Annotated in this window: 21 protein-coding genes and 1 tRNA gene; 13 read left to right on the plus strand and 9 right to left on the minus strand. The window is 62.5% G+C overall.

Features of this window, described 5'->3' with window-relative positions:
- The first annotated feature begins 149 nt into the window (after nucleotides 1–149).
- Nucleotides 150–989, plus strand: coding sequence for a hypothetical protein (locus ACYQPG_RS16105; RefSeq protein ID WP_419828312.1), 840 nt, complete (start codon nucleotides 150–152; stop codon nucleotides 987–989).
- A 105-nt stretch (nucleotides 990–1,094) separates the two neighbouring features.
- Here ACYQPG_RS16105 and ACYQPG_RS16110 read toward each other — a convergent pair whose 3' ends face one another.
- Both ACYQPG_RS16110 and dctA read right to left on the minus strand, forming a co-directional pair.
- Nucleotides 1,095–2,258 (minus strand): mandelate racemase/muconate lactonizing enzyme family protein, encoded by a 1,164-nt coding sequence (locus ACYQPG_RS16110; protein ID WP_147939585.1) that lies wholly within the window; start codon nucleotides 2,256–2,258, stop codon nucleotides 1,095–1,097.
- A gap of 73 nt (nucleotides 2,259–2,331) precedes the next feature.
- A complete protein-coding gene (gene dctA, locus ACYQPG_RS16115; RefSeq protein WP_147939584.1) occupies nucleotides 2,332–3,669 on the minus strand; it encodes a C4-dicarboxylate transporter DctA in 1,338 nt (445 codons plus the stop codon).
- 141 nt (nucleotides 3,670–3,810) lie between these two features.
- Between dctA and ACYQPG_RS16120 the strand changes: the two genes are divergently transcribed.
- Nucleotides 3,811–4,716: a LysR family transcriptional regulator gene (locus ACYQPG_RS16120; RefSeq protein ID WP_147939583.1), complete on the plus strand. Its 906-nt coding sequence runs from the start codon at nucleotides 3,811–3,813 to the stop codon at nucleotides 4,714–4,716.
- 390 nt (nucleotides 4,717–5,106) lie between these two features.
- Here ACYQPG_RS16120 and ACYQPG_RS16125 read toward each other — a convergent pair.
- Nucleotides 5,107–5,181 (minus strand) — tRNA-Ser (locus ACYQPG_RS16125).
- A gap of 137 nt (nucleotides 5,182–5,318) precedes the next feature.
- On the opposite strand from ACYQPG_RS16125, the gene ACYQPG_RS16130 reads away from it, so the two are divergent.
- The 3 genes from ACYQPG_RS16130 to ACYQPG_RS16140 all read left to right on the plus strand — a co-directional run bounded on the left by ACYQPG_RS16130 (nucleotide 5,319) and on the right by ACYQPG_RS16140 (nucleotide 8,393).
- A complete protein-coding gene (locus ACYQPG_RS16130) occupies nucleotides 5,319–6,563 on the plus strand; it encodes a tyrosine-type recombinase/integrase (RefSeq protein WP_461231228.1) in 1,245 nt (414 codons plus the stop codon).
- Between the two features lie 506 nt (nucleotides 6,564–7,069).
- Nucleotides 7,070–7,558 (plus strand): hypothetical protein, encoded by a 489-nt coding sequence (locus tag ACYQPG_RS16135; RefSeq protein ID WP_461231229.1) that lies wholly within the window; start codon nucleotides 7,070–7,072, stop codon nucleotides 7,556–7,558.
- 77 nt (nucleotides 7,559–7,635) lie between these two features.
- A protein-coding gene (locus tag ACYQPG_RS16140) for an IS5 family transposase (RefSeq protein ID WP_461231230.1) occupies nucleotides 7,636–8,393 on the plus strand; the annotation gives its coding sequence in 2 pieces (ribosomal slippage) (nucleotides 7,636–7,966 and nucleotides 7,966–8,393; 759 coding nt in all).
- A 603-nt stretch (nucleotides 8,394–8,996) separates the two neighbouring features.
- Here ACYQPG_RS16140 and ACYQPG_RS16145 read toward each other — a convergent pair.
- Entirely contained in the window at nucleotides 8,997–9,482 is a 486-nt protein-coding gene (locus tag ACYQPG_RS16145) for a response regulator (protein ID WP_461231231.1), read from the minus strand.
- Nucleotides 9,483–10,526: 1,044 nt separating this feature from the next.
- Between ACYQPG_RS16145 and ACYQPG_RS16150 the strand changes: the two genes are divergently transcribed.
- Both ACYQPG_RS16150 and ACYQPG_RS16155 read left to right on the plus strand, forming a co-directional pair.
- Entirely contained in the window at nucleotides 10,527–11,192 is a 666-nt protein-coding gene (locus tag ACYQPG_RS16150; RefSeq protein WP_461231232.1) for a PRC-barrel domain-containing protein, read from the plus strand.
- 311 nt (nucleotides 11,193–11,503) lie between these two features.
- Nucleotides 11,504–14,101: a sensor domain-containing phosphodiesterase gene (locus tag ACYQPG_RS16155; protein ID WP_461231233.1), complete on the plus strand. Its 2,598-nt coding sequence runs from the start codon at nucleotides 11,504–11,506 to the stop codon at nucleotides 14,099–14,101.
- A 30-nt stretch (nucleotides 14,102–14,131) separates the two neighbouring features.
- Here ACYQPG_RS16155 and ACYQPG_RS16160 read toward each other — a convergent pair whose 3' ends face one another.
- Together ACYQPG_RS16160 and ACYQPG_RS16165 are read right to left on the minus strand one after the other, a co-directional pair.
- Entirely contained in the window at nucleotides 14,132–15,133 is a 1,002-nt protein-coding gene (locus tag ACYQPG_RS16160) for a sensor histidine kinase (protein ID WP_461231234.1), read from the minus strand.
- Between the two features lie 565 nt (nucleotides 15,134–15,698).
- Complete coding sequence (locus ACYQPG_RS16165) at nucleotides 15,699–15,995, minus strand: hypothetical protein (protein ID WP_461231235.1); 297 nt, start codon at nucleotides 15,993–15,995, stop codon at nucleotides 15,699–15,701.
- Nucleotides 15,996–16,201: 206 nt separating this feature from the next.
- Here ACYQPG_RS16165 and ACYQPG_RS16170 point away from each other — a divergent pair, with 206 nt between their 5' ends.
- Nucleotides 16,202–16,417 carry a hypothetical protein gene (locus ACYQPG_RS16170; RefSeq protein ID WP_461231236.1) on the plus strand — a complete coding sequence of 72 codons (216 nt, stop codon included), beginning with the start codon at nucleotides 16,202–16,204 and terminating at the stop codon, nucleotides 16,415–16,417.
- Nucleotides 16,418–16,479: 62 nt separating this feature from the next.
- Nucleotides 16,480–16,644, plus strand: a complete 165-nt coding sequence (locus ACYQPG_RS16175; protein WP_461231237.1) for a hypothetical protein — start codon at nucleotides 16,480–16,482, stop codon at nucleotides 16,642–16,644.
- 360 nt (nucleotides 16,645–17,004) lie between these two features.
- Here ACYQPG_RS16175 and ACYQPG_RS16180 read toward each other — a convergent pair whose 3' ends face one another.
- Entirely contained in the window at nucleotides 17,005–17,202 is a 198-nt protein-coding gene (locus ACYQPG_RS16180; RefSeq protein WP_461231238.1) for a hypothetical protein, read from the minus strand.
- A gap of 1,456 nt (nucleotides 17,203–18,658) precedes the next feature.
- Between ACYQPG_RS16180 and ACYQPG_RS16185 the strand changes: the two genes are divergently transcribed.
- The 3 genes from ACYQPG_RS16185 to ACYQPG_RS16195 all read left to right on the plus strand — a co-directional run bounded on the left by ACYQPG_RS16185 (nucleotide 18,659) and on the right by ACYQPG_RS16195 (nucleotide 19,982).
- On the plus strand, nucleotides 18,659–19,006 hold the full coding sequence (locus ACYQPG_RS16185) for a DUF6522 family protein (protein WP_461231239.1): 348 nt from the start codon (nucleotides 18,659–18,661) through the stop codon (nucleotides 19,004–19,006).
- 189 nt (nucleotides 19,007–19,195) lie between these two features.
- Nucleotides 19,196–19,495, plus strand: a complete 300-nt coding sequence (locus ACYQPG_RS16190) for a hypothetical protein (RefSeq protein ID WP_461231240.1) — start codon at nucleotides 19,196–19,198, stop codon at nucleotides 19,493–19,495.
- 280 nt (nucleotides 19,496–19,775) lie between these two features.
- A complete protein-coding gene (locus tag ACYQPG_RS16195) occupies nucleotides 19,776–19,982 on the plus strand; it encodes a hypothetical protein (protein WP_461231241.1) in 207 nt (68 codons plus the stop codon).
- Nucleotides 19,983–20,037: 55 nt separating this feature from the next.
- Here the strand turns inward: ACYQPG_RS16195 and ACYQPG_RS16200 are convergent, their stop codons facing one another.
- Entirely contained in the window at nucleotides 20,038–20,262 is a 225-nt protein-coding gene (locus tag ACYQPG_RS16200; RefSeq protein WP_461231242.1) for a hypothetical protein, read from the minus strand.
- Between the two features lie 64 nt (nucleotides 20,263–20,326).
- Entirely contained in the window at nucleotides 20,327–20,974 is a 648-nt protein-coding gene (locus ACYQPG_RS16205; RefSeq protein ID WP_461231243.1) for an SDR family NAD(P)-dependent oxidoreductase, read from the minus strand.
- A 455-nt stretch (nucleotides 20,975–21,429) separates the two neighbouring features.
- Here ACYQPG_RS16205 and ACYQPG_RS16210 point away from each other — a divergent pair, with 455 nt between their 5' ends.
- Nucleotides 21,430–22,326: a cobalamin B12-binding domain-containing protein gene (locus tag ACYQPG_RS16210; protein ID WP_461231244.1), complete on the plus strand. Its 897-nt coding sequence runs from the start codon at nucleotides 21,430–21,432 to the stop codon at nucleotides 22,324–22,326.
- The last annotated feature ends 116 nt before the right edge of the window (nucleotides 22,327–22,442 follow it).

A 22,442-nucleotide genomic window follows, 5' to 3' on the forward strand; every position in this document is an offset into this window, starting at 1 on the left:
CACGCTTCACGAACCCTGATTGCAAGAACGATTAAGGGCTGAGCCCTGTCGTGAGACGACGGCCGACCGGCATGCGCCTTCGCCCGCAATATCGACTTGTGGTTGACGGAATCTTGTCTGTGGTGGGGCGCGGTGACAGAAGCTGGCCGATGATGAAAATCGAGCCTCTGCCCGCGTGGTCGCTTCTCACGCGGTCCGGTGTTGCGGGACTGCTCGCGCGGCCTGACGGCGGCCCACCTCCTGCAATTCGGTTGGGGCCGAATCTCGACGCGATCAGCGCTGCCGAGATGCCGTTGCTGGCGACGCTGCGCTTGATGATCGCCCACGCGCAGGCGAACAGCGGGCTGACGCTGACTGCCAAACGTGCCCTATCGCGCGCCGACACACGCGCCTTGTTCGATAATCTCGTCTGGCCAGACTACGACAAGACTGAAGTGCTGGCCGTCAACAAGGTCCTCAACGAGGCCGACGTGATGCCGATCGAGACCACCCGCCTGATCGCACAGGCGGCCAAAATCTTCCGCCGCCGTGAGCGCAAACTGCTCGCCACCAAGGTCGGGCAGGATCTCGCGTTGGAGGACCGGAGCGTCGAACTCTTCCGGCGGTTGTTCGCGCTGGTGTTCTGGCGGCTCGACCTCGGCTCGCTGGACCGCGTGCCGATCAATGGCTGGCCGCAGGATCACGTTGGCCTCGTGCTCTGGTGTCTGTCGGCGGCGGCACGTGAATGGAGCAGCGTCGGGGATCTGCTGCCGGTCTGCACCGTGCTTGATGCGGCAGCGGAAGAGACGGCACCCGACTTCCTCGCCTTCGCTTTCGAGGGCCGGATTCTGCGGCCGTTGACATGGTTCGGCCTGCTGGAGACGCGCAGGGTCGGTGAGCCGGGATCCTTCGCGTGGCGCTATGTGCGCGAGTACCGCACGGCCCCGCTGTTCGATCGGGCGCTCGCGTTCGAGGCGGAGGTCTCTCAACCTACCGGGTCGAGGCACTGAGCGGTGGCGCTCATGGTGCGGGCGCTTCATTGCAAAGATGGCCGCCCAACAAGGCGCATCGAAGGGCCGGGCGAGGTCGCTTGATCCAACCCGGCCTTACATCCCTCACTCAGCCAGTTCGCGCATCACCTTGATCAGATCCGATTTCCCCTCAAAACCGATGCCTGGAAGCTCCGGCATGACGATGTGCCCGTTCTCGACCTTCACACCGTCCGGGAACCCGCCGTAGGGCTGGAACAGGTCTGGGTAACTCTCGTTGCCGCCGAGCCCCAGCCCGGCGGCGATGTTGAGTGACATCTGGTGCCCACCGTGCGGGATACAGCGCGAGGGCGACCAGCCGAACTGCGCAAGAACTTCCAAGGTGCGCAGATACTCGACCAAGCCGTAGGACAAGGCGCAGTCGAACTGGAGGTAGTCCCGGTCCGGCCGCATGCCGCCGTAGCGCAGAAGGTTGCGTGCGTCTTGGTGCGAGAACAGGTTTTCGCCGGTCGCCATCGGTCCGGGATAGAACTCGGAGATGGCGGCCTGGAGCGCATAATCGAGCGGGTCTCCGATCTCCTCGTACCAGAACAGCGGATACTGCCGCAGCATCTTCGCGTAGGCGATGCCGGTCTCCAGGTCGAAGCGGCCGTTTACGTCCACCGCAAGCTGCGCTTGCGAGCCGATCTCCTTGAGAACTTCTTCGATCCGGTGCTGATCCTCCTCAATCGGCGCACCGCCAATCTTCATTTTGACCACGCTGTAGCCGCGGTCGAGATACCCGCGCATCTCCTTGCGCAGGGCGCTGTAGTCCTTGCCGGGGTAGTAGTACCCACCCGCCGCGTAGACGAAGACGCGCGGATTCGCCTCGACGCCCTTCTGCTCGGCGAGCATCCGGAACAGCGGCTTGCCCGCGATCTTGGCCGTGGCATCCCAGATCGCCATGTCGAGGGTGCCGACAGCCACCGAGCGCTCCCCATGACCGCCGGGCTTCTCGTTGGTCATCATCGCCGCCCAGAGCTTGTGGGGGCAGAGGTTGTCGCCCGCCTCATTCAGAACGCCCTTGGGGTCGGCCTCCAAGAGGCGGCCCTTGAACCGCTCGCGGATCAGGCCGCCCTGACCATAGCGGCCGTTGGAGTTGAAGCCGTAGCCCACGACCCGGCGGCCATCACGCTCCACATCGGTGACCACCGCAACGAGGCTGGCGGTCATCTTCGTGAAGTCGATGTAGGCGTTGCGGATGGGCGACGAGATCGGCTTGGTGATTTCGCAAACGTCAACGATGCGCATGGTCGTTCTCCTGTGTTGAGTGGGTTGGAGAGGGTAGGGGGTGGTTCGCCCGTAACGGTGCCGATGGTCGGCGTCAGTGCGCGCCTACGGCGCCCCTAGAAGCGGGCACAGCGCGCTCGGCTTCCGTCTTGAGGATGATGTCTCCGGCGGCGACGGCTGCCCGGTTGCGGTAAGCGTTCTCGGCCTTGGTGAGATCGAAGGCGCCCTCCCACTTCGCAACGGCGATCGTCGCCACGGCGTTGCCGATTAGGTTGGTGACCGCACGCGCCTCATTCATGAAGCGATCGACGCCAAGCAGAAGGACGAGACCGGCGACAGGGACGGTGTGGATGCTCGATAGCGTCGCCGCGAGTGTCACGAAGCCCGCACCAGCCACACCCGCCGACCCCTTCGAGGTCAGGAGCAGCACCCCGAGGACCACGAGTTGGTCGCCGATGCCGAGGGGGGTGTTAGTCGCCTGGGCGACGAAGATAGCCGCCATGGTCAGATAGATGCAAGTGCCGTCCGCGTTAAAGGTGTAACCAGTGGGCAGCACCAGCCCGACGACGGACTTCTCGCAGCCTAGGCGCTCCAGCTTGGCCATCATCCGGGGCATGACGGCCTCGGTCGAGCAAGTCCCGAAGGTTATCAGTATCTCGTCCTTGAAGTAGCCAAGTACCTTGACGAGCGAAAAGCCGGTCCAGCGACAGACGGAGCCGATCACCACGGCGATGAACATGGCCGAGGTGACGTACACGGCCAACATCAGGTAGGCGAGCGACCATACCGTGCTGAGACCGTATTTGCTGATGGTGAAGGCGACGCCCGCACCAGCACCGATCGGGGCAAGACGCATGACCATCGCGACGATACGGAACAGTCCGTCGAGGACGCTGTCGATGACGGCGACCGCCGCCTTGCCGCGCTCACCGGCCTGGATGAAAGCAAGGCCGAACAGCACCGAGAGTAGGATGATCTGGAGCATGGCGCCCTTCGCGAAGGCGTCCACCATCGTGGTCGGGATGATGTCCATCAGAAAGCCGACGAGGCCGGGCTGAGCCTCGGCCGCCTTGGCGTACCCCGCTATCGAACTACCGTTCAGATGCGAGGCGTCGATGTTCATGCCGACGCCGGGCTGCATTACGTTGACGACGATGAGGCCGATCACGAGAGCCAACGTCGAGACGACCTCGAAGTAGATCAGTGCTCGCACGCCGATCCGGCCAACCTCCTTGAGATTGCCCATCTTGGCGATGCCAACGACGATCGTGCCGAAAATGACCGGCGCAAGCAGCATCTTGATCAGCTTGATGAAGCCGTCCGCGAGCGGTTGCAGGGTGACACCGACATCGGGGAGGAAGAAACCGATCAGACCGCCCAGAATAATTGCGATGAAGACCTGAATGTAAAGGCGGCTGAGCCATTCTTTCATCGCAATAATCCTCCCGATATTCACGCGCTGGACCACAGAGCGGTCGGCTCCTCGTTCGGGAGCTTGGAGGCGGCATACGGCTGGACACCGCGAGTCGGCCAATGCCATGTTCGGATCACGCTATGCGCGGACGGCATTGGCATGGACCTCGACTGGCTCAAGGACTTCCTGGTCCTGGCCGAGCAGAAGAATTTCTCGCGCGCGGCGGAGGCCCGGAACGTTACGCAACCGGCTTTCAGCCGCCGAATTCGGGCGCTGGAGGACTGGGTCGGTACGCCTTTATTCCTGCGCGGGGGCCAAGGCGCGGCACTCACACCGGCAGGTTCCTATTTCCAGCCCCTCGCGGCGGACCTCGCGCGCGACCTGGAGCAGGCGCGACGTGGGGCGCGCGCAGCGGGCGATCAGGAGACGACAGATCTGTCGATCGCAGCCACCCACGCGATCTCGTTCACGTTCTTTCCCGGCTGGATACGCCGTCACATGTCGTTCGAAGCGCTCGGCGGGCTGAGCTTAAGCTCCGACAGCCTGCAAGCCTGCGAACAAATCATGCTCAGCGGCGAGGCGCACTTTCTGCTGTGCCACTACCACGCTGACGCGCCGATGCGCTTAGATCCCGATCGCTACCCGAGTCTCCAAGTGGGCCGGGATGTGCTGATCCCCCTCTGCGCGCCCGGCGCGGATGGATCTCCCCTGTGGCCGATGCCGGGACGGGACACCAAGCCGATCCGCCACCTCGCCTACAGTCAAGCGTCGGGCCTCGGGCGCATCCTGGCGGCCCACCCAGCCGGGAGACGCCAGACCGCCGACATGGAGACGGTGATCACCTCACATCTGGCCGCGACTCTGATGACGATGGCCCGACAGGGACAAGGCGTCGCGTGGTTGCCGCGCACGCTGGCGGAGGATGAATTGTCGCGGGGGCGCTTGATCCGTGCCGGATCGGACGACTTCGACATCGCGATCGAGATCCGCTTGTTCCGGTCGCGTGAGAGGCGCAATCGGGCCGCTGACGATCTCTGGAGCAATCTGCTCGCGAACCAGATTTGAGCGTACGTTACGACTGGCCGTGGTTCTTAGAGGCGACGGCCAGCTTCAAGAAAACCGCACGCCCCGCACCACGCGTGTCGGCCGCCACCTCCGGCCCCATGCCCCGATCGCGTCGTGGAGTGGCGTTTTTTCAGCGGTGGCTCCGAAAACGTAGAGGGCGAATTTCGATCGCCGCTCGAACAGCTACGCTTAGCCAAGCGGTATTCCAGGCTGCGCGAAGCCGCTGGCCGATTGCAGGTGTCAAGTTTCGCAAGCGAGTCGGGGCTAAAACGCCCCCCCGGTGCCCCGCGTCGGCACGATCACTTTGTCACACCTTTGGCACACCGGACGCCAAAAGGTCCTGAGGGGCTAACCACCCCTCAGCCAAGTCATTGATTTATATTGGAAAATTGGCGCACCCGACACGATTCGAACGTGTGACCTTTGCCTTCGGAGGATTAACCTCCAACTTTTACCCGTGTTTGCCCGAGATTGCCCATCATTCCTAAACCATTCGCGCATCGGCGGTTTGTCTCGATTTCTCGTTTCCCCGAGGTTTACCGGGATTGACGCCGATTGCTTCCGCGTGCTTCCGCAGCGCTTCCGCAAGCTCGGACGGTGGCATGGCGAAAATCACCAAACGCACGGTGGACGCGGCCGAGCCGCGGGGCCGGGACTACTTCTTCTGGTGCGACGAACTCCCGGGCTTCGGGGTACGCGTGTTCGCGTCCGGACGGCGCAGCTACCTCGTCCAGTACCGCACCGGGGGGCGGTCCCGGCGCGTGACGATCGGGCTGCACGGTACCCTGACGACCGAGGAGGCCCGGCGCGAGGCGAAGGGTCTGTTGGGCCAGGTCGCCAAGGGCGAGGATCCGGCAGAAGAGCGCGCGACCCGCCGCCGCTCGATGACAGTCGCCGAGCTGTGCGATGCCTACCTCGTGGCGGCCGACAAGGGCCTGATCATGGGGAAGGGCGGCCAGGCTAAGAAAGCCTCGACCCTCTACGTCGATCGCGGCCGGATCGAGCGGCACATCAAGCCGCTGCTGGGACGCCGCTTGGTCGCCGACCTGACCGCGCCGGACGTTCAGCGCTTCGTCCGCGACGTGCAGGCCGGCAAGACCGCCGGCGTGGTTAAGACGGGCTTCCGGGGCAAGGCGGTTGTCGAGGGCGGCCCAGGCACCGCGGCACGCACCGTGGGGCTCCTGGGTGGAATACTGAGCTACGCGGTCAGCGAGCGCATCATCACCGTGAACCCGGCCATCGGCGTGAAACGGCCGGCGGACAAGAAGCGGAAGCGCCGCCTGACCCCAGCGGAGTACGCCGCGCTCGGCCAAGCGCTAATCGAGGCAGAGGAGGGCAGGGCGGAGCGCTGGCAGGCCGTGGCCGGTGTCCGCCTGCTGGCGCTCACCGGCTGCCGGTTGAGCGAAATCGTGAAACTGCGCTGGTCTGAAATCGATCAAGCCGAGCCATGCCTTCGGCTCGAAGATACGAAAGAGGGCGCCTCGGTCCGGCCGATCAGCAGGGCCGTGCTGCTAATCCTGGACGGCATCGAGCGGACCCCCGACTCAACATATGTGCTGCCGACGGCGCGGGGAGGGCAGGGGCCTTTCGCCAGCCTCGACGACGCCCTGGAGCGCATCGTGGGACGCGCCAAGCTGGAGGGCGTTTCTGCGCACACTCTTCGGCATTCGTTCGCCTCGACAGCGGGCGATCTGGGCTACAGCGACTCCACGATCGGCGCGATGCTGGGCCACGCCGGGCACGGCGTCACCTCGCGGTACATCCACCACCTCGACGCGGTACTGCTCGCAGCCGCGGATCGGGTGGCGATGCAAATCGCGGGAGCAATGAGCAGCACCGAGCAGTAGCCTCGGCCACCGAGATGAGCAAAATTGGGTCACTGCGCCAGCGGGAAAGTGAGCAGTTTTAATTCCAGGCCGGGCGAGCCGTGATGACGTACGGCTTCACGGTCGAACCTGGCGACGATTTCTAGAATTGGCGCGTGGATGGCGGCGACTGGCTCACCGTTGGCGGCCCGCTCTCTTTGGCCATTCACTTCGGTCTAAGCGCCGGGGTCGGCCGGCTGAAGTATCCGTGAGGTCCGATCCAGCCGACGACGCAGCCGCCACGCTGAACGCGTGTTATCGGGAAGGGACCGAAGCTTCTTGAATGACCAGAATGGGCGGGAAGCAGCCGCCCGGCGGTGGCCGAAAGCAGAATGGCTGCTTTGAAAGAGATCTGCCAGAAAAGCGGACGGCCTCCTAACGACCCAAAGCAGCCGTTCATCAGCCCTCCGGCAACTTCGGCTCGGGGTAGAAACAGAGCACCGCTTAAGGCAGGGTCCGCGCGAATGCGCTGACTAGGAACCTGTCACATGCAACAACAAACAAGCCCGGCAAAAGCTGCAGCGACATTTCTACTATTCGGATCATTCCTCTTCGTACTGACGTTTGTTGTATGGGGCATGTATAAAATATTGATAACTGATATCATTAAAACAAATCCACATCGTTCCATCGCACACGCCCTCACAGTTCTTCCAATAATGAGTGCAATAGCCGGAGTAATTACTCTTATCGTTCATTTCTCAGGTGCAATTATTCTGGCGAGCTGTGTTGCGTGCATGTCAGCTGCAATATTTGGCCGTGTTCCGCTATGGATGCTGGTCTTGATTGTTGTCCTATGTGTTCCGGTGGTTTGGGCACAAGATACCGCCCTTCCTGATTTCAAATGGTATAGTGATTTACCAGATGCTCCTCCATCCTCAATGGCGGAATTATACCGGCAATTGAATTTTAATATATACTTATTTCCGAGCTTGCTGGGATGTTGGCTCAAACTTCGGATGAAGCCTTCTGCTTAGGGTGTGAACCGCACCAAGCTCTTGCGAGCTTTGCGCTTCCGTGATTCAGGGCCGCCGCGTGCAGCACGGAGGCGACGATGGCGGAGCTGTTCTGGCTCTCGGATGCGCAGTGGGCGGTGATCGAACCGTTCATGCCGAAGGATCAACCCGGACCGGCGCGCAAGGACGACCGGCAGATCATCTCCGGCATCCTGCACGTACTCACCTCTGGCTGCCGCTGGCGCGACTGCCCGGCCGCGTATGGCCCACGTACCACCGTCTACAACCGCTTCAACAGGTGGTCACGGCGCGGCTTCTGGAAGGCCATGCTGGCGGCGATGGCCCAAGCCGGATGGTCGGGCGAGGCGACGGCCATCGACAGCACCTACGTGCGGGCGCACCGTTCGGCCCACGGCGGTAAAGGGGGGCGCGTGCGCAAGCCATCGGCCCGTCGCGCGGCGGCCAGACGACCAAGATCCACGCCCTCACCGACGTCCTCGGCCGGCCCGGCGTCCTCCTGCTGACGCCCGGCAACGCCAGCGATGTCACCACAGCTCCAGCCGTGCTGGCCGACGCGCCCGGCCGGATCCACCGCTTGGCCGCCGACAAGGGTTACGACGCCGATTGGCTGCGCGCTGACCTGCGCGCAAAGGGCATCACGCCGATCATCCCGGGCAAGCGCGGTCGGAAGAAGAGGATCCGCCACGACAAGCGCCGCTACCGCGAACGCTGGCGCATCGAGGCGACCTTCAACCGCCTCAAAGATTTCCGCCGCATCGCCACACGATACGACAAGCTCGCCCGTAACTACGCCTCAGCTGTCGCTCTCGCCGCCGTCATCGCGTTCTGGTGCTGATCGAGTCCAGGCCCTAGGTTGCGAACCAACGCCTCAAGCGCGTCCGCTTCCACCATTTCCAATTCGGGAGCGGGCGGGCGGAAATCCACTCATCCCAGCCATTCAGGCGCGCCCACTGTCGGGGCTGGATGTGGCCGAAAGCGGCCCGTCCGCTTTATGGCAAACCGTGACCTGAAGCCGACATGCATGCTTGACCGACCATTTTTTTCGGCGCTTGAAAGCCCGACATATTTATCCGACAAAACATGAGCCCGTCTGGTGGGGCACCTGACGGTTGAGACTACTCGTCGGGAAAACGATCAGATATCTGACACCGCTAAGTTATGCGCTCTGTGCAGGTGCCACCTTCGTGAGGCGTGCCGGGCATGCATGCGGCTTGGAATGACTGGTTGGGGTAGAGTTGTGACGATCCGCTTCCAAGCGAAAGTTGGCAGAAGCAGGCACCGCCGTCGGACCCGATCACGACCCAGAGCAGCCGTATGATCGTGCCGCACCGTGCTCGATAGCGGGCAAACAAAGCTAGCCCCGATAGGGCCTACCTCGGCGAACTTTGGCGGCCTCGATGAGGCGAGCAATCCAGATTGGCCGACGTGTATGCAGGGTTTACGTCTTGTCCGGCTCGGTTGACGGAGTGGCAGTGCCCCCCATGCCGTTGCCTAGATCAACTCCCCTGTTAGGCGGTACTCCGCTCAGCAGCATGGGAGCAGGTGAGAGCTCCTTATGCACCTGAACAAGGCCAGCTTCCACCTCTTGGATGAGGTCTGCAAAGGCATACGGCTTGCTGAGCAGGCGTGTACCTGGCGGCAAGTCGGGCTGAAGATCTACCCCGGCTCCCGAAGTGACGATGATGCCGATATCAGGCCAACTTTGGTGGACGATGTGGGCGAGGGCGACACCGTCGCCCACTATGCCGCGCCCTGTTATCAGCATGCGTACGGCGGTTGGTCCTTGAAGCACCGCCAGCGCTTCGGCAACGGTGCCGACCACGATGGCCTGGCAACCGAAATCCGTCAGCATGTCTGCGGTGACCATACGGACGAGTTGGTCAGCCTCCGCAATGAGGATAGCCAAAGGCTTGGCATCAGACACAGACATGCTCCGCGTGATCGGGACGGGAGCGCTCTCTGCTCTCAGCCACTGGCGGCCGAGACCGAAGCCGGTGAAGGCTCCTTATGGGCCGGATATTCAACGAACGCGATGACCTTGGGTTTGTGGCAGCCTCCCACCCAGGGGGCCGCCCCCTTGGATCCCTTCAAGCCGGTGCTCCCGTCGATGCGGGAAGGGGAGGTACAACCTGAATCTCGCTTACCGATAAATCTGAACCGAAGGGCAGCAAGGGCCACGCCTCTTCGTTCGTGGGTCTGGACGCCTCTCGAAGGTAGGCAAGTCCCCTCGCCGTCGGCACGCAGGGACCGGAGGACTCCCGCACGGCGATGGAGGTTTCGGCCACGATGGGCGGGGCCCTGAAGGTCAGCATGAGAGAGCGTCGGACATCTCCACGCAGGGCAGACGGGCCGAGGCGCTCGACCAACTCCTGGACGATGGTCACGCGCTCGTCGGGCATGTCGAAGATACTCAGCACCATGTCGTTCCCGCGTGGATTAGGCGGGAGCACATCGAACTCTCAGGCGTCGACGTCCAGAACCAGTGACCAACTATATAATTGATGTACCACTCTCATTCGCCAAAGGCAATAACCGGAATCTAATTCTGGACCAAAAAACATCAAATTCAAAAATAAAAACCCGTATTTGCGAAACACACGCGGAACATATAGCGGTTTTATACATTAACATCGACCGTACTGGGGCTTTGCTCGATTGACGGTAGCGAGGTAAATCGTGGTCGTATGGGATCCCATCAGCGGAAAAAGCGTCTCCGTCCAGAAGTTGGCGCCGGCGTATCCTGCGAAGGGCAGGCAAGGTTTGCTCAAAACTTGCATGGCCGATCAACCAGAGAGTATGGACGCCGGCGATATAAATGAAATCGAAGATAATTTCACAGGTCTACATGTCCGCACGGTCAAATACCGAAGTGCTACGCGAAGTGTCTTTTCGTTTAATAGCTTTCTATGACGTGACAAATAGAAGTTACATGCCAATTGTTCTGTGAAAAATATTGCTGGGATCGTTGATGGACGAGCTTAGATATGCGCTCGCCGCTACTCGTCTCTTTACGCTTGGGGGCTACGCTGCACTTGCCGAGTGTCACATTGCGGATGCCAAGCTTGAGGAGACCATACTGCAACAGCCCGACCTTTGCGGGCCCGCCAATCGGCAGACCGTAAAGGATCTTCAAAGCCTGCGGGATGCGGCGTTCACCCTGTGGTCCTACGGGCGCCATGCGGACTGCGAGCGCCTAATGGGCAACATCCGCGAACTGATCGCGGGACCTGCCATTACCGGCCTAGGCGACAACAACGAAGATACGGCCGAGGAGCAGATGGCGGCACGGGACCCGAAGGTTCGTCGAGGGGCGACGGAAGGGCGGCGCGACCAAAAAGGCGCCATGCCGCTCGTCGATGTCGACGAATTCGTGCTCGGGTTGAGGGCGGATCAGATCGTCGGCGCGGAGGTTCGCAACTCCGACGACAGGATCGTCGGCGAGGTCAGGAACGTCACCTTCGGGAGTAAGGACCGCCGGGACTACGCCATCGTTGCCTCAGGTGGCTTCTTCACCCCCGGCAAGGACAGCATCGTCGTGCCGATCCATTCCCTCAAGGTGTCGCGGGAGCAGGATAGCTTTTTCCTCCCCGTCCCGGATTCCAAGCTTAAAAGCATCCCGCTCATGCCGGATTAGGATTATAAGTGGCTCTCCGACGAGGCCTGGCGCAATCGAAACGACGCCCTGTTCGCATGACGATGACGCCACGAACGACCCGGGCGTGAGGTGGGCACGTCGCCGCGATCGTCCGCCGGGAAGCGACCGTTCAAGACGCCGCCCCTGCACAGGCTGCCTCGCGAGGACGGCCCGTTCTCTCCGTAAGACATTCAGCGACGAATTCGGCAGTATTAATGATCGCTTAACTCGCCGTAACTACTGATTGCGGTTGCGTTTCGTCAGAATATCGCGGATCGCCCGATCCTGGAGTTCACGCCGAGAGCATAGCCTTGTTGCGCCCCGCCAACGAAACCGAGCGCCTTGCCGCCCTGCGCGACCTGAACATCCTTGATACCGCCCCGGAGCCACAGTTCGACGCGATCTGTCGAACAGCCCAGGTTCTGTTCGGAACGCCGATCGTGCTGGTCTCGCTCCTCGACGAGGACCGCCAATGGTTCAAGGCACGCTGCGGGCTGAGCCACGATGCGACGTCCCGGGACGTTGCGTTCTGCAACCACACCATCCAGGCCGACGAGGTCCTCGTCGTTGAGGATGCCCAGGAGGATGCCCGGTTCAGTTCGAACCCCCTGGTCACGGGGGAGCCGGGCATCCGCTTCTATGCCGGCGCACCGTTGGTCCTGAGGTCGGGCATCCGAGTCGGATCGCTCTGCATCATCGACACCAAGCCGCGACGTTTCTCGACCGAGCAGGCGCTCCAACTTCGCGACCTGGCCGAGGTCGTGACCGCGAACCTGCTGGTCTACCAGGATCGGATCGAGCATCGCCGCGTGGCGGCGGCGCTGGCGGATACCGATGATGCGTTGCGCGACGCCCGAACCCGCTACGCCTCGCTTGCCGATGCCCTCCCGCAGATGGTCTGGACCGTCTCGCCCGAGGACCGCGTCACCGCCTACAGGAACGCGAGCTTCCGCACCTACTACGGCGAGACCGACGGCTCGCAACCGCGCGCCCACAGCCGCAACCATCCGGGCGACGTCGACCGCATGTCGAGCGCCTGGGAGGCCGCGGTCGCGGGCAAGCAGGCTTTCGAACTCGAAGGTCGCCTCAGGCGGCATGACGGGGACTACCGCTGGCACCGAATCGTCATGATGCCGCTCCAACGCAACGGGGAGGTGACCGAGTGGCTCGGTACGGCGCTCGATATCGACCACATCATCGCGGCACAGAACGCGTTGAAAGCGACCGGAGACCTGCTGCGTCTCGCCCAGGAGGCGGCCGAGGCGGGCATCTGGGAGTGGGACATGCGCGACGACGTCGTCCGGCTCTCCCCGATGAGCGCCCGCATGCACAACCTTTCGTTACCGGACGGCCAGGACGCGATGGAGATCTCGCTGGCCGATTGGAAGGAGCAGGTCCATCCCGACGACCTCCCCGGGGTCTGGCACGAGGTGAAGCGTGCCATCGCGGGCCGGTCCTCGTACAGCTGCGAGTTCCGCATCGCCAACCCTGCCGTCTCGGCCGAGCCGCGATGGATGCAGTCCTTCGGACGCATGCTCGACGACGGGGCCGGCGAGCCCGCCCGCTGCGTCGGCCTCCAGATCGACATCACGGATCGTAAGGTCTCCGAGGCGCGCATCGCTCACGTCGCGAGCCACGACAACCTCACCGGCCTGCCCAATCGTATGGTCTTTCACGCGACCCTCGAAAGATGCCTAACCGATCTCGTCGAAGGAAACGGCCAGGCGACGTTGCTCTGCCTCGACCTCGACCGCTTTAAGACCGTCAACGACACCCTCGGACACCATGCCGGGGACGGGCTCCTGCAGGTCGTCGCCGACCGTTTGAAGGTCTCGGTTGTGAATAACGGCGTCATCGCTCGCCTCGGGGGGGACGAGTTCGCGATCGTTCTGCCGGGGACCGGGCTTGAGGCCGGAAAGGCGTTCGCTCAGTGCGTCATCGAAGCCATCGGCCAACCCATCCAGCTCGGCAGCCAGGTCGTGACCATCGGCGCAAGCGTCGGGATCGCGGTCGCACCGGAACACGGGCTGGAGGTGGATCTCCTGCATCGCCACGCCGACCTGGCCCTATACCGGGCCAAGGCTGCCGGACGGAACAGCTTCCAGGTCTACACCAAGGGAATGGACGAGGCCCTGGAGAACCGGAACAAGCTTGAGTTCGAAATGCACCTAGCCCATCGCAAGCAGGAGTTTCGGCTGCATTACCAACCCGTCGTCGCGCTGACGGACGGTCAGGTCCGGGGTTTCGAGGCCCTGATGCGTTGGCCGCACCCGACCCGCGGAATGGTCTCGCCGGCCGAGTTCATCCCAATTGCCGAGGAAACCGGGCTGGTGGTCCCCCTCGGAGCCTGGGCCCTGGAGGAGGCCTGTCGCTTCGCCGCGTCGTGGCCGATCCAGGCGCGCATCGCCGTCAACGTCTCGGCGGTTCAGTTCCAGCAGCCCGGCCTCGAAGCGGCCGTCGCGAATGCCCTTGCGGTCTCCGGTCTCGCGGCCGATAGGCTCGAACTGGAGATCACCGAGAGCCTGATGATCCAGGACGGGGACGCGGTCATCGCCTGCCTGCACAGGCTGAGGTCCATCGGAGTGCGCATTGCGCTGGACGATTTCGGGACGGGGTATTCCAGCCTGAGTTACCTTCGGCGATTCCCGTTTGATAAGATCAAGATCGACCGGTCGTTCGTACGCGAGATTGACGACCCCGACGCGCAGGCCATCGTTCGTGCCGTGGTCAGCATCGGCGAGCGTCTCGGGACCGCGATCACCGCCGAGGGGGTCGAGACGGAGGATCAGCTCGCCCTCGTGACCCAGACGGGATGCACGGAGGTCCAGGGCTTCCTGTTCGGTAGGCCGATGACGCCGGAGCAGGCACTCGCCTACATAAGGGAGCAAACCCCTCGGAAGGTGGCGTGAGGCCGTGCATGTGCAGGTTCGCCTGGAGGCTTACGACACTAGGTAAGCCTTGTTCATCGTGAGAATCACAATGACCCCGGCCTCGTTCCATTCTCGTTCGATCGATCCATTGAGTTGCCGCGTCATTGTCCGTTCGAGAAGCCTGCTCCCGTATCCGCCCGGCCCGGACGGTGCGGTGACGGCGGGTCCTCCCCTCTCTGTCCATGCCAGGACCACGACCTCGCTCTGTGAGGTGCAGGACACGTCAATGGTTCCGGTCGGAACCGAGAGCGCGCCGTACTTGAGGGAGTTGGTCGCGAGCTCATGCACGACGAGGGCTAGGGTTGTCGCCGCGGTCTCGCCGACGCCCATCCGTGGGACAGAAACCCTGATGCGCCCGCTGAAGGCACTCATGTCGTCGTAGGGCGCCAGCAGGATCGCGATTAGATCGCCAAGGAGCGCGGCCTTGCCCTCGCTGCCGGGAAGCGGACGGACGAGGTCGTGGGCCCGGTCCAGGGCAGTTAGGCGTTGGGTGAGCTCGCGGGCCATGTCTACCGACGTAGTCGTCGACCGCGAGGTGATGGCGGTCAGGCCGTTGGCGATGGCGAGCAGGTTCTTGACCCGATGGCTCATCTCGCCAGCGAGCAGTTCATGCCCTTCCTCGGCTTGCTTGCGCCCGGTCACATCGAGGAAGATGCCGAACATTGTCCGCCCGACGATGTTGTAATCCTCGCCTTGGCCCCGCGCCGAGATCCAGCGAACGTCCTTTCCATGCATGATGCGGAAGTCGATCTCGTAGGTTCCCATCAGGGCGCGCGTCGCCGAAAAGGCAGCCCGGACGCGATCGCGGTCCGCGGGATGGATGAACGCCGAAAGGTCCTCGAAGGTCACCGTCCGGTCGACGGGGGCGCCCCACAGGCCATATCCGCGCGTGTCCATCGTGAAAGAGTCGTCATCGACGTTCCAAGACCAGAGGGCCACTCCCGCCGCGTCCACAGCAAGCCGCAGGTGATCCGCGGTCCATGCAGCCGGGCTCGGGGTCTCTATGGTCACGGGATGGATCCTGAAGGTCTTTCCATAAGGTCCGCAGGCTGAGCCGTGTCAATGCATACACCGATGCCCGGGCCAGCGTCTCCTGGGGGGATCCTTGTGGCCTACCCGCATCCTGCCGTTTTAAGCGCCCCCCTCGGTCAAACGCCCGACGAGCAGAGACCTACAACGGGGACGAGTGGGTTTCAGGTGGTCCGCTTCTCGGCTTCTGAGCGGCAAACAACCATTTCCACACATCTCACTGGACCGGTTTCGGTCCGCAGGAGAAGGCGTTCGGAACCGCTATCGCCGGGGTTGTTATGGCGGCTCAGCCGACCCGGGCGTGATGCTAAGCTGCTCTGTTTCTGCAGATGCACGTGTCTCGATCTGATGCTCGATCCAGGCTCGTGCAGCCTCCTCAGTCGGGAGATGCCTGTAGTTGTCGTACAGCAGCGGCCATCCGGGGCTTGAATGATATGTACAGGCTCTGACTCCAGCTTGTTGAAGCGAACTTATGGATCCGAGTAGGACGCCATCCTCGTTCACGTAATCGACCCAGCCTTGACTGCGATTGAGGATCCAACGCAGGTCAGCCACCAGTCTCTTCCTGCTCTTCCGCCATCCGCTGATCGTAAAATTCGAGTCCACTCTCCGGCATCGCGCTATGCGGCCCGCGGATCGCGTCGTGGGATGCAATGAGGAGACTATCAAGCCGAGCAGCTTGCTCGCTTTCCTCAACCGAAACGGTTCGAAGGGCATCCAGGATCAGGCTCAATTCCTCGCGGGTGCCCTTCATCGTGAAGCTGTGGGCGTCCGGTGCCAAGGCCATGAGACGCTCAATTTTGTCAGCCATTGCCTGAGCCGCGACGGATTGATCAGTCGTCATTCCCAACCTCGTAGCGGCTACCCAATCGTGCCCGCTTCTAGGTGAAATGCAATGGCTCGGAGCAGCCCAACAATGCGCTAATCGCCTCGTAGGTGGCGAGCTGACGGCGGATGCCGCACCCGCGGGCTCCCGTCCTCCGAACGGATGACGCAGCTCTCTTCGAGACTGGATAACTATCCCTCCGGGGCTTCGCGAGAGAACTTCCGATGCGTTTCTTTTTGGTATCCGTCCTGCTGATCAACATGGTCAGCGCGTCTCGAGCAGACGACCTCGCAGATCTGCCGGAGCTCGCTTGTGCGCTGGCGCCGACGCCGCTGGAGCGCCAGCAAATCGGCTGCCCGGGTGGCATCTCACCGACCGCGGCAAAGCCTGCCAGAGAAGCTGTCCGATTTGAGATACCGGGTGAGGCGGCCAACGACTAATCAGCTTGTCTTCACGACCAGCCACGCGGCGACCTTATGCCCGCTGCAGAGGAGCAACCCCCATGTCGGACGAAGGCCCTCCGCTCTTATTTGTTGCCCTATGGGGTGCCTTCGCCCTGCTGATGCTGGCCGGTCAGATGCAACTGATCGATCGTGGCTCTCACATCGCCTTGTCTTATCAAATCGATGAGAGCAGCGGTCCAATCGCAATGGCCGCGCTCGACTGAGAACTGGTTCAGCCGATGTCTTAAGGGACTGCCGGTCTCGCACGAACTGGATCGCCGGCTCCAGCACGTAGGGCGAGCCCGGCAGGTGGGCGCCGTCGCCCTCACGGCGAACGATGATTTCGTAGCCCTGCCCCGGGCGCCTGTAGGCACCTCCAGCGCGAACCCGCACCGGCCCCCGTCCCGAAGCCTTCGGTCGCCAAGCCCTCGCGAAACAGATCGACCTGGCATCGACCCAGCAAGCGTCCCATGATCCCAATGAGCGCGATCACGGGCACGTCCGGAGCGTCCGGATCCCAGGCCCGGCCGACGATCCGCCGGCGAGTCAAGACGTCGATACTTCCGCGCAGCGCCACCGGCCGCTCACGCAGCCAGCAACGGCTTCCATGCGCCGGCTGCAACCACTGCCATCGCGCACACCATCTTGCCGTCCGCTGAGCGCCGCACCTCGACAGTGTGGCTCATGCCGGGCGCCAACAGCTCGTCGAGATCGAGATCAAAGCCGTGATGACCGTCGCCGACGCCCGCCGCCGCGATGTCGGCCCGGTACTGATCGGCCACCAACGATGCCCGTCTATCTATACGACCGCTTTCACCGCTACCTGGTGAGCGGCGGCTTGGCGATGATGGGTGCGATTTGGCTCTGGGACGGGCTGTGACGGACTGGCTTATCGCAAAGGCTACGTTCGGCATCGCGATGAGCCTGAGGGGCGAACTAATGAGAGAACCATCTCAATTTGCTAAAAACGATGTTATCTATCTGTATGACCTTGTGATTATGGATCAGACAGGAAGGAAAATTCTAAGTTTCCCCTGCCAGAGAAGCCATTTGAAACATTTAGCGTCGGAGATGGTTTCGATGATTTTGGCTCCTGGAGGAAAATCATCCACGTTGAGCACATGATCGTCCCCATGACTCCTCCAAACAACGGCTGGCTGTTTAAGCGGCGGGTTACTGTACAATAGATCTGGACGAATTCTTCATATTTTAATTTGGCTTTAAGCGCCCGAAAGCGATGGATGACCTAAAGTGAATTCATCCCTGCTCGCCGCGGCGCTGGCCGTGTTTGTCTTGGCGGTCCTTGCGGTGAGGGTGCTCGGGGATGCGGGCTTCGATAACGCCCATCATCGTATTGGCCTCCGGGCTTATCGCCGGCAGCGAAGTTGCCGCTCTGAGGTAAGCGCGAGCAGATCCTGAGGCCCGCCTCATTGTGGCAGAGGCGCTATCAGCCAAGCGGTCCTTCTATGCCTTCCACTCTGGTGAAAGCCTCAATGCCCTACATCCTGCACCGCCTCGTTGCAGGCGGTTACGATGTGCCCTTCAAGGGCATAGTCGTCGGCAGCACAGTGCGCGAGGTCGCGAAGACCTTGGCCCTGGCTGATGCGCATGCGAAGACGTCTATATGCACACAGCCTCAAGCCCCACCTACAGCGTAACGACACGCGCGTGTTCGCTCCACCCGGACCGTTTCCGGTGGCTGCTTCTCTCTTCAGACAACGCGCACAAGATTCATGCGCCAGAGTCCTATGCGACAGAAGGTGAAGCGCTTCAGATCGGCCAGGCTGAGGAGGCTTCCATGAACTGGCGTGGAGACTGGGCGCACTAACGTCTCTCAAACGATCCTCACCTCGGCGCCGCTGATTTCTCCCATTCGGGATCGTCTTGCAGCCGGCCGTTGAGGCTCGTCCAAGCTGACGCTACGGGAGTAGCCCGGTCCACCAAACAAGCACGAGCGCGATGAGGCCGACCGCTACCGCGGCGATGAAGCTGGACACCCCGGCGGTTGGCTCATGACTGGACTGCCTGCTTGCTCCGGTCAGAGCACCGCAATGCGTGCAAATCCTAGCAGACCGGCTGATCTGTCTGCCGCAGGTTCGGCACGTCGAGAACAGCATCGTCCCGCCCTGCTGTCTAAACAACGAGAGGGAGAGGTAGTGCGCAAGGCAGGGGAATCTGCCCCTACATGCGTATGGACTGCTGTTTGCACGGACCTCCACGGATGCGGAGGGCTATCGCGTGCGTCTCGATCTCGACAAACAGGGTGGCTGGCTGACCAAACCCTCGGAACTCGCTCGACGGCTCGGTATGACGGAATGGGCACTGCGAAGGCAGGCCGCTCTGGATGGCATCGATAGCCGTCTTGATCGAGGATATGGCCGCGACGAAGGCCGGTCACGTGTGACGATCACCGTCGGCAAGTTCGGCTGGCAAGGCATCTTCAGTCCCCAGGGCGAGCTGCTCGCCGAGTTCCGTTGGGAGCCTCAGCTAAGTGCCATGGCGATTAACCGGCGCAGGGCAATGCGGGACGTCAAGGGCAACCAGCGCGGGGGCAAGGAGAGCACCACTAACCTGAAGAGGGCCTGATCCTTCCCATTCCGGGATCGAAGCCGCCCCTCGCCGTAGCGCTTCGGCTAACCGGTCCCTGGCATCCTGCATCACGAGCCACGTTGCGTATTGGCTCTCGCCAGTGAGATTGTCGACCTCCCCCGCCAGCCCGTGATCGGATCGGGCGGCGGGGCCGAGCTGACTGGTACGCCAGCAAGGGGTGCAGCCATGCCTGTCGATCGAGAGCAGGTGCTGCCCGGCGACGCGCTAGATCAGCTAGCTTGCAAGCTGCTCGCCGAGGCGCGGGTACCCCATTCCCAGAAGCCGTTGGGCAGGCCTATAGGCGATCTCGGCGACGATGTGGGCACCAATCTGCTCGCCTGGCTTCTGGACGCCTACGACGATGCTCTCGGTGAAGACGGTGATGACAGAGCCGGCATCAACAAATCGCCTGCGGGTGCCGCGATGGCGTGCCGGAGTACCATTTCGGATCCAGCGGACACCCGGTGTGTGCCTTGCAGTGCGTGAACTTCTGGCGACCGCTTTCGGCATATGAGCCTGTGAGCACCACCGCTCCAAGACACGACAGGCAGCGTTTCGTGCCATCGCGTGGATGCTCTTGGCGTCAGCGAGGCCGATCGAGCGCCAGGTGCCCTTGATCCTCGCTTCACAGATGGCTGGATCGGGCGTCGCTATGGCCTGCTGAAGTGCCACGCCAGCGCTATCGCCGCCGGCTCGCCGCAGGAACAGCCACGGAGGTCCGTGCATATGACTCGCATCGTCAGAACGGTGCTGGCATAGCCCATCTATGCCCGACGCTGTTCCCCATCCCTACTCCATCGAAGTGTCGCCGCTTCCCAAGCCGGAAGGGCATTTCCAATGGACGATCCGCCGAAGCGGCAAACTCATTGAGCGCTCCGATCGCGCGCACCGCAGCGAAGCGAAGGCTCATGAGAGCGCGATGGAGGCCATCGAGCGGTCTTTGAAGCCGGGAGCTGATGGCGGGCGCCGGTGAGCGCGCCACCGCCTGTCAGGTCCGGTCCAAACATGATTGGTGCTCATCCACGAAATTACTCTTCGATGACCGCCGCTAGTTCCTCCAGAATGCGGTCGATCGCATGGACGATCTGCTCGGCGGTTTGAGCCAAGCCAGGATCCCGCGACATCACAATCACCGCCTGCTGCAGCGTGCGAAACTGCTGAAGCCGAGCGACCGGATCGACCCTCCGGGCGATGGCGGATCGCACGAGGCCATCGACGAACTCGCGCGCCAAAGGATCATCGAAATTCGGCATCATCTAGATCAGCGCCGTTTGATAACGGCCACTCCTAATCACATTCCGAAGGGCTTGCTGCGGGTCAGCTCCCGGTGAACATCACCTCGGGACTGATGCTCACTCCCTGCAGATATAACTGCCAGAACACGTCTGCGATCCGGTCGGGGGCAAAGGGCGTGCCCTCCTGCATACGGCCTGCAATCGTGACGGTCGCAACGGCGATACCATCGACCTTGAAAGCCTCCGACATCGAGTAGGCGAGATTACGCAGGGCGGCTTTCCCAGCAGATAGGGAGAAAGCACTCGGCCAAGGCCGGGGATCGATGGCGAGACCGGCGCCCGTCAGAAAGATACTGCCGTGGCCGCGGGGTGCCATTAGACCGTGCACCGTTCGAGCTGCCGCGTAGGCTCCGACCACGTTCACCTGCAGGTCGGCCGCAACATCACTCGGTGTCGGTGTGCCCGGCGATCCGATGCTGACCCTGTAGGCGTTGTAGATCAGGACCTCGATCGGTCCGCGATCGGCCTCGATGGAACACAAGGCTGCGTCGAGGTCGGCAAGAGCCACGGCGTCGGTTTGACGAACCTCGATCCGCTCCTCGGCGGATACTCTGTCCAGAGTGCGAGCCAGCCCAACCACGCAAAAGCCTTCGCGGGCGAAGCGGCGAGCGATCGCGAGGCCGAGCCCCGGTCCGATCCCGACCACCACAACTGCTTTGCCCGCATGCATGAGCGTATCCTCCAATAAATGGGGCCGGTGGTGTTAAGACCCGCAGATCGCTCGCCCCCGGCGGCGCAGCGCACGTAAGGGTCGCACGCTCTGGACGTACGCCGCGACTGGATCGAGCCGGATTACCCGTCACGAAACCGGCGCCCAAAAACACCGGCAAACTTCAAAGCGCTATATCCACAATACCTGCTCGTATGATGCAGCCAACCATCACAGATCAACGATAGCATATACACGGCGAAGAGAGTCGAACCCCCAACAGGCTGGCGTACTCGCGTTTCATAGCCGGAAGTCACGTAGCCGGATCAATCCCGACTTGAACGACCACGCGGATTTTAAGCGGGCGAATAACACGAACTGCCAAGCTTTACATTGTGCCCGTCGCCAGCTTTGATGCCCGCCTGCGATCGAGAGGCCGGCAAGGTCCGTGACGCAGTAGCACCGGGAGGGGGCAGATGCAGAACCTCGCTACGCCTGAAGGCCCGTGGGGCGAGAGCGCCTCGCAGGAGCCCGAACGTGCGGCCCAGGCTCGTCAAATCTATGCGCGCAAACGCGCCGCCGAGGCTGCCCGGGAACGTTGCCTCCTACTGGGTCAGGTCATCCAGGCCGAGATCATCCCCCAGCTGGTGCTGCTCCATCGTGGTTTCGTGTCCGAGATCACGAAACCGGCGTACAAGCCGGACGTGGCGCAGGTCGCTGCCTTCACCGATCTGGCGCTCGCGCAGGATGAACAGCCCGTCGTGGAGGCTTTCTCGGCGCTGGTCACGGAAGGCTACCCGGTCGACCGCTTGTTCCTCGACCTCCTTGCGCCCTCCGCGGCTCTCCTGGGCCGGATGTGGGACGAAGATCTGTGCGATTTTCTTGAGGTAACGACCGGCGTCGCTCGGCTTCAGCGCCTCGTGGCTCGGTTCCGGGTCGACGGGGCAGCACTCTCACTCGACGGCGAACGTCGCGCACTCTTGATGGGGGCGCCAGGGGAGCAGCACACGTTCGGCGTACGGATCGTCGAGCAGTTCCTGCGCAGGGCAGGTTGGACGGTGTCGATCGGGCTTTCATCCAGCTCCGAGGAGATCGCCACTTTGGTAGCGAACGAATGGTTCGATGTCGTCGGCCTGACGCTCAGCGACGGGACGCGCCTCGATCAGCTTGCGACTGCAATCGGTTCCGTGCGCGAAGCATCCTGCAACCCAGCCATTGGGATCATGGTTGGGGGGCCAGTGTTCCTTGAGCATCCTGAGCTCGTCAAACGGGTTGGAGCGGATGCGTCTGCGGTCGATGCGGCGACGGCGGTGCTTCTGGCGCAACGGCTGCTCGATTTCGCCACCGATAGCGCCCAGGCCTTGTCAGCGTAATTCGAGGGGACTGGTCGCGGTCGCCGCGATGCAGAAATGCGCAGTCTTGTCCTCGCCTTCAGCCTTACCAGCGGTTCCCGTAAACACGTCGCGTTCAACACCACGCGCCTCACCGT

It is taken from the genome of Methylobacterium sp. CM6246 (assembly GCF_054818005.1).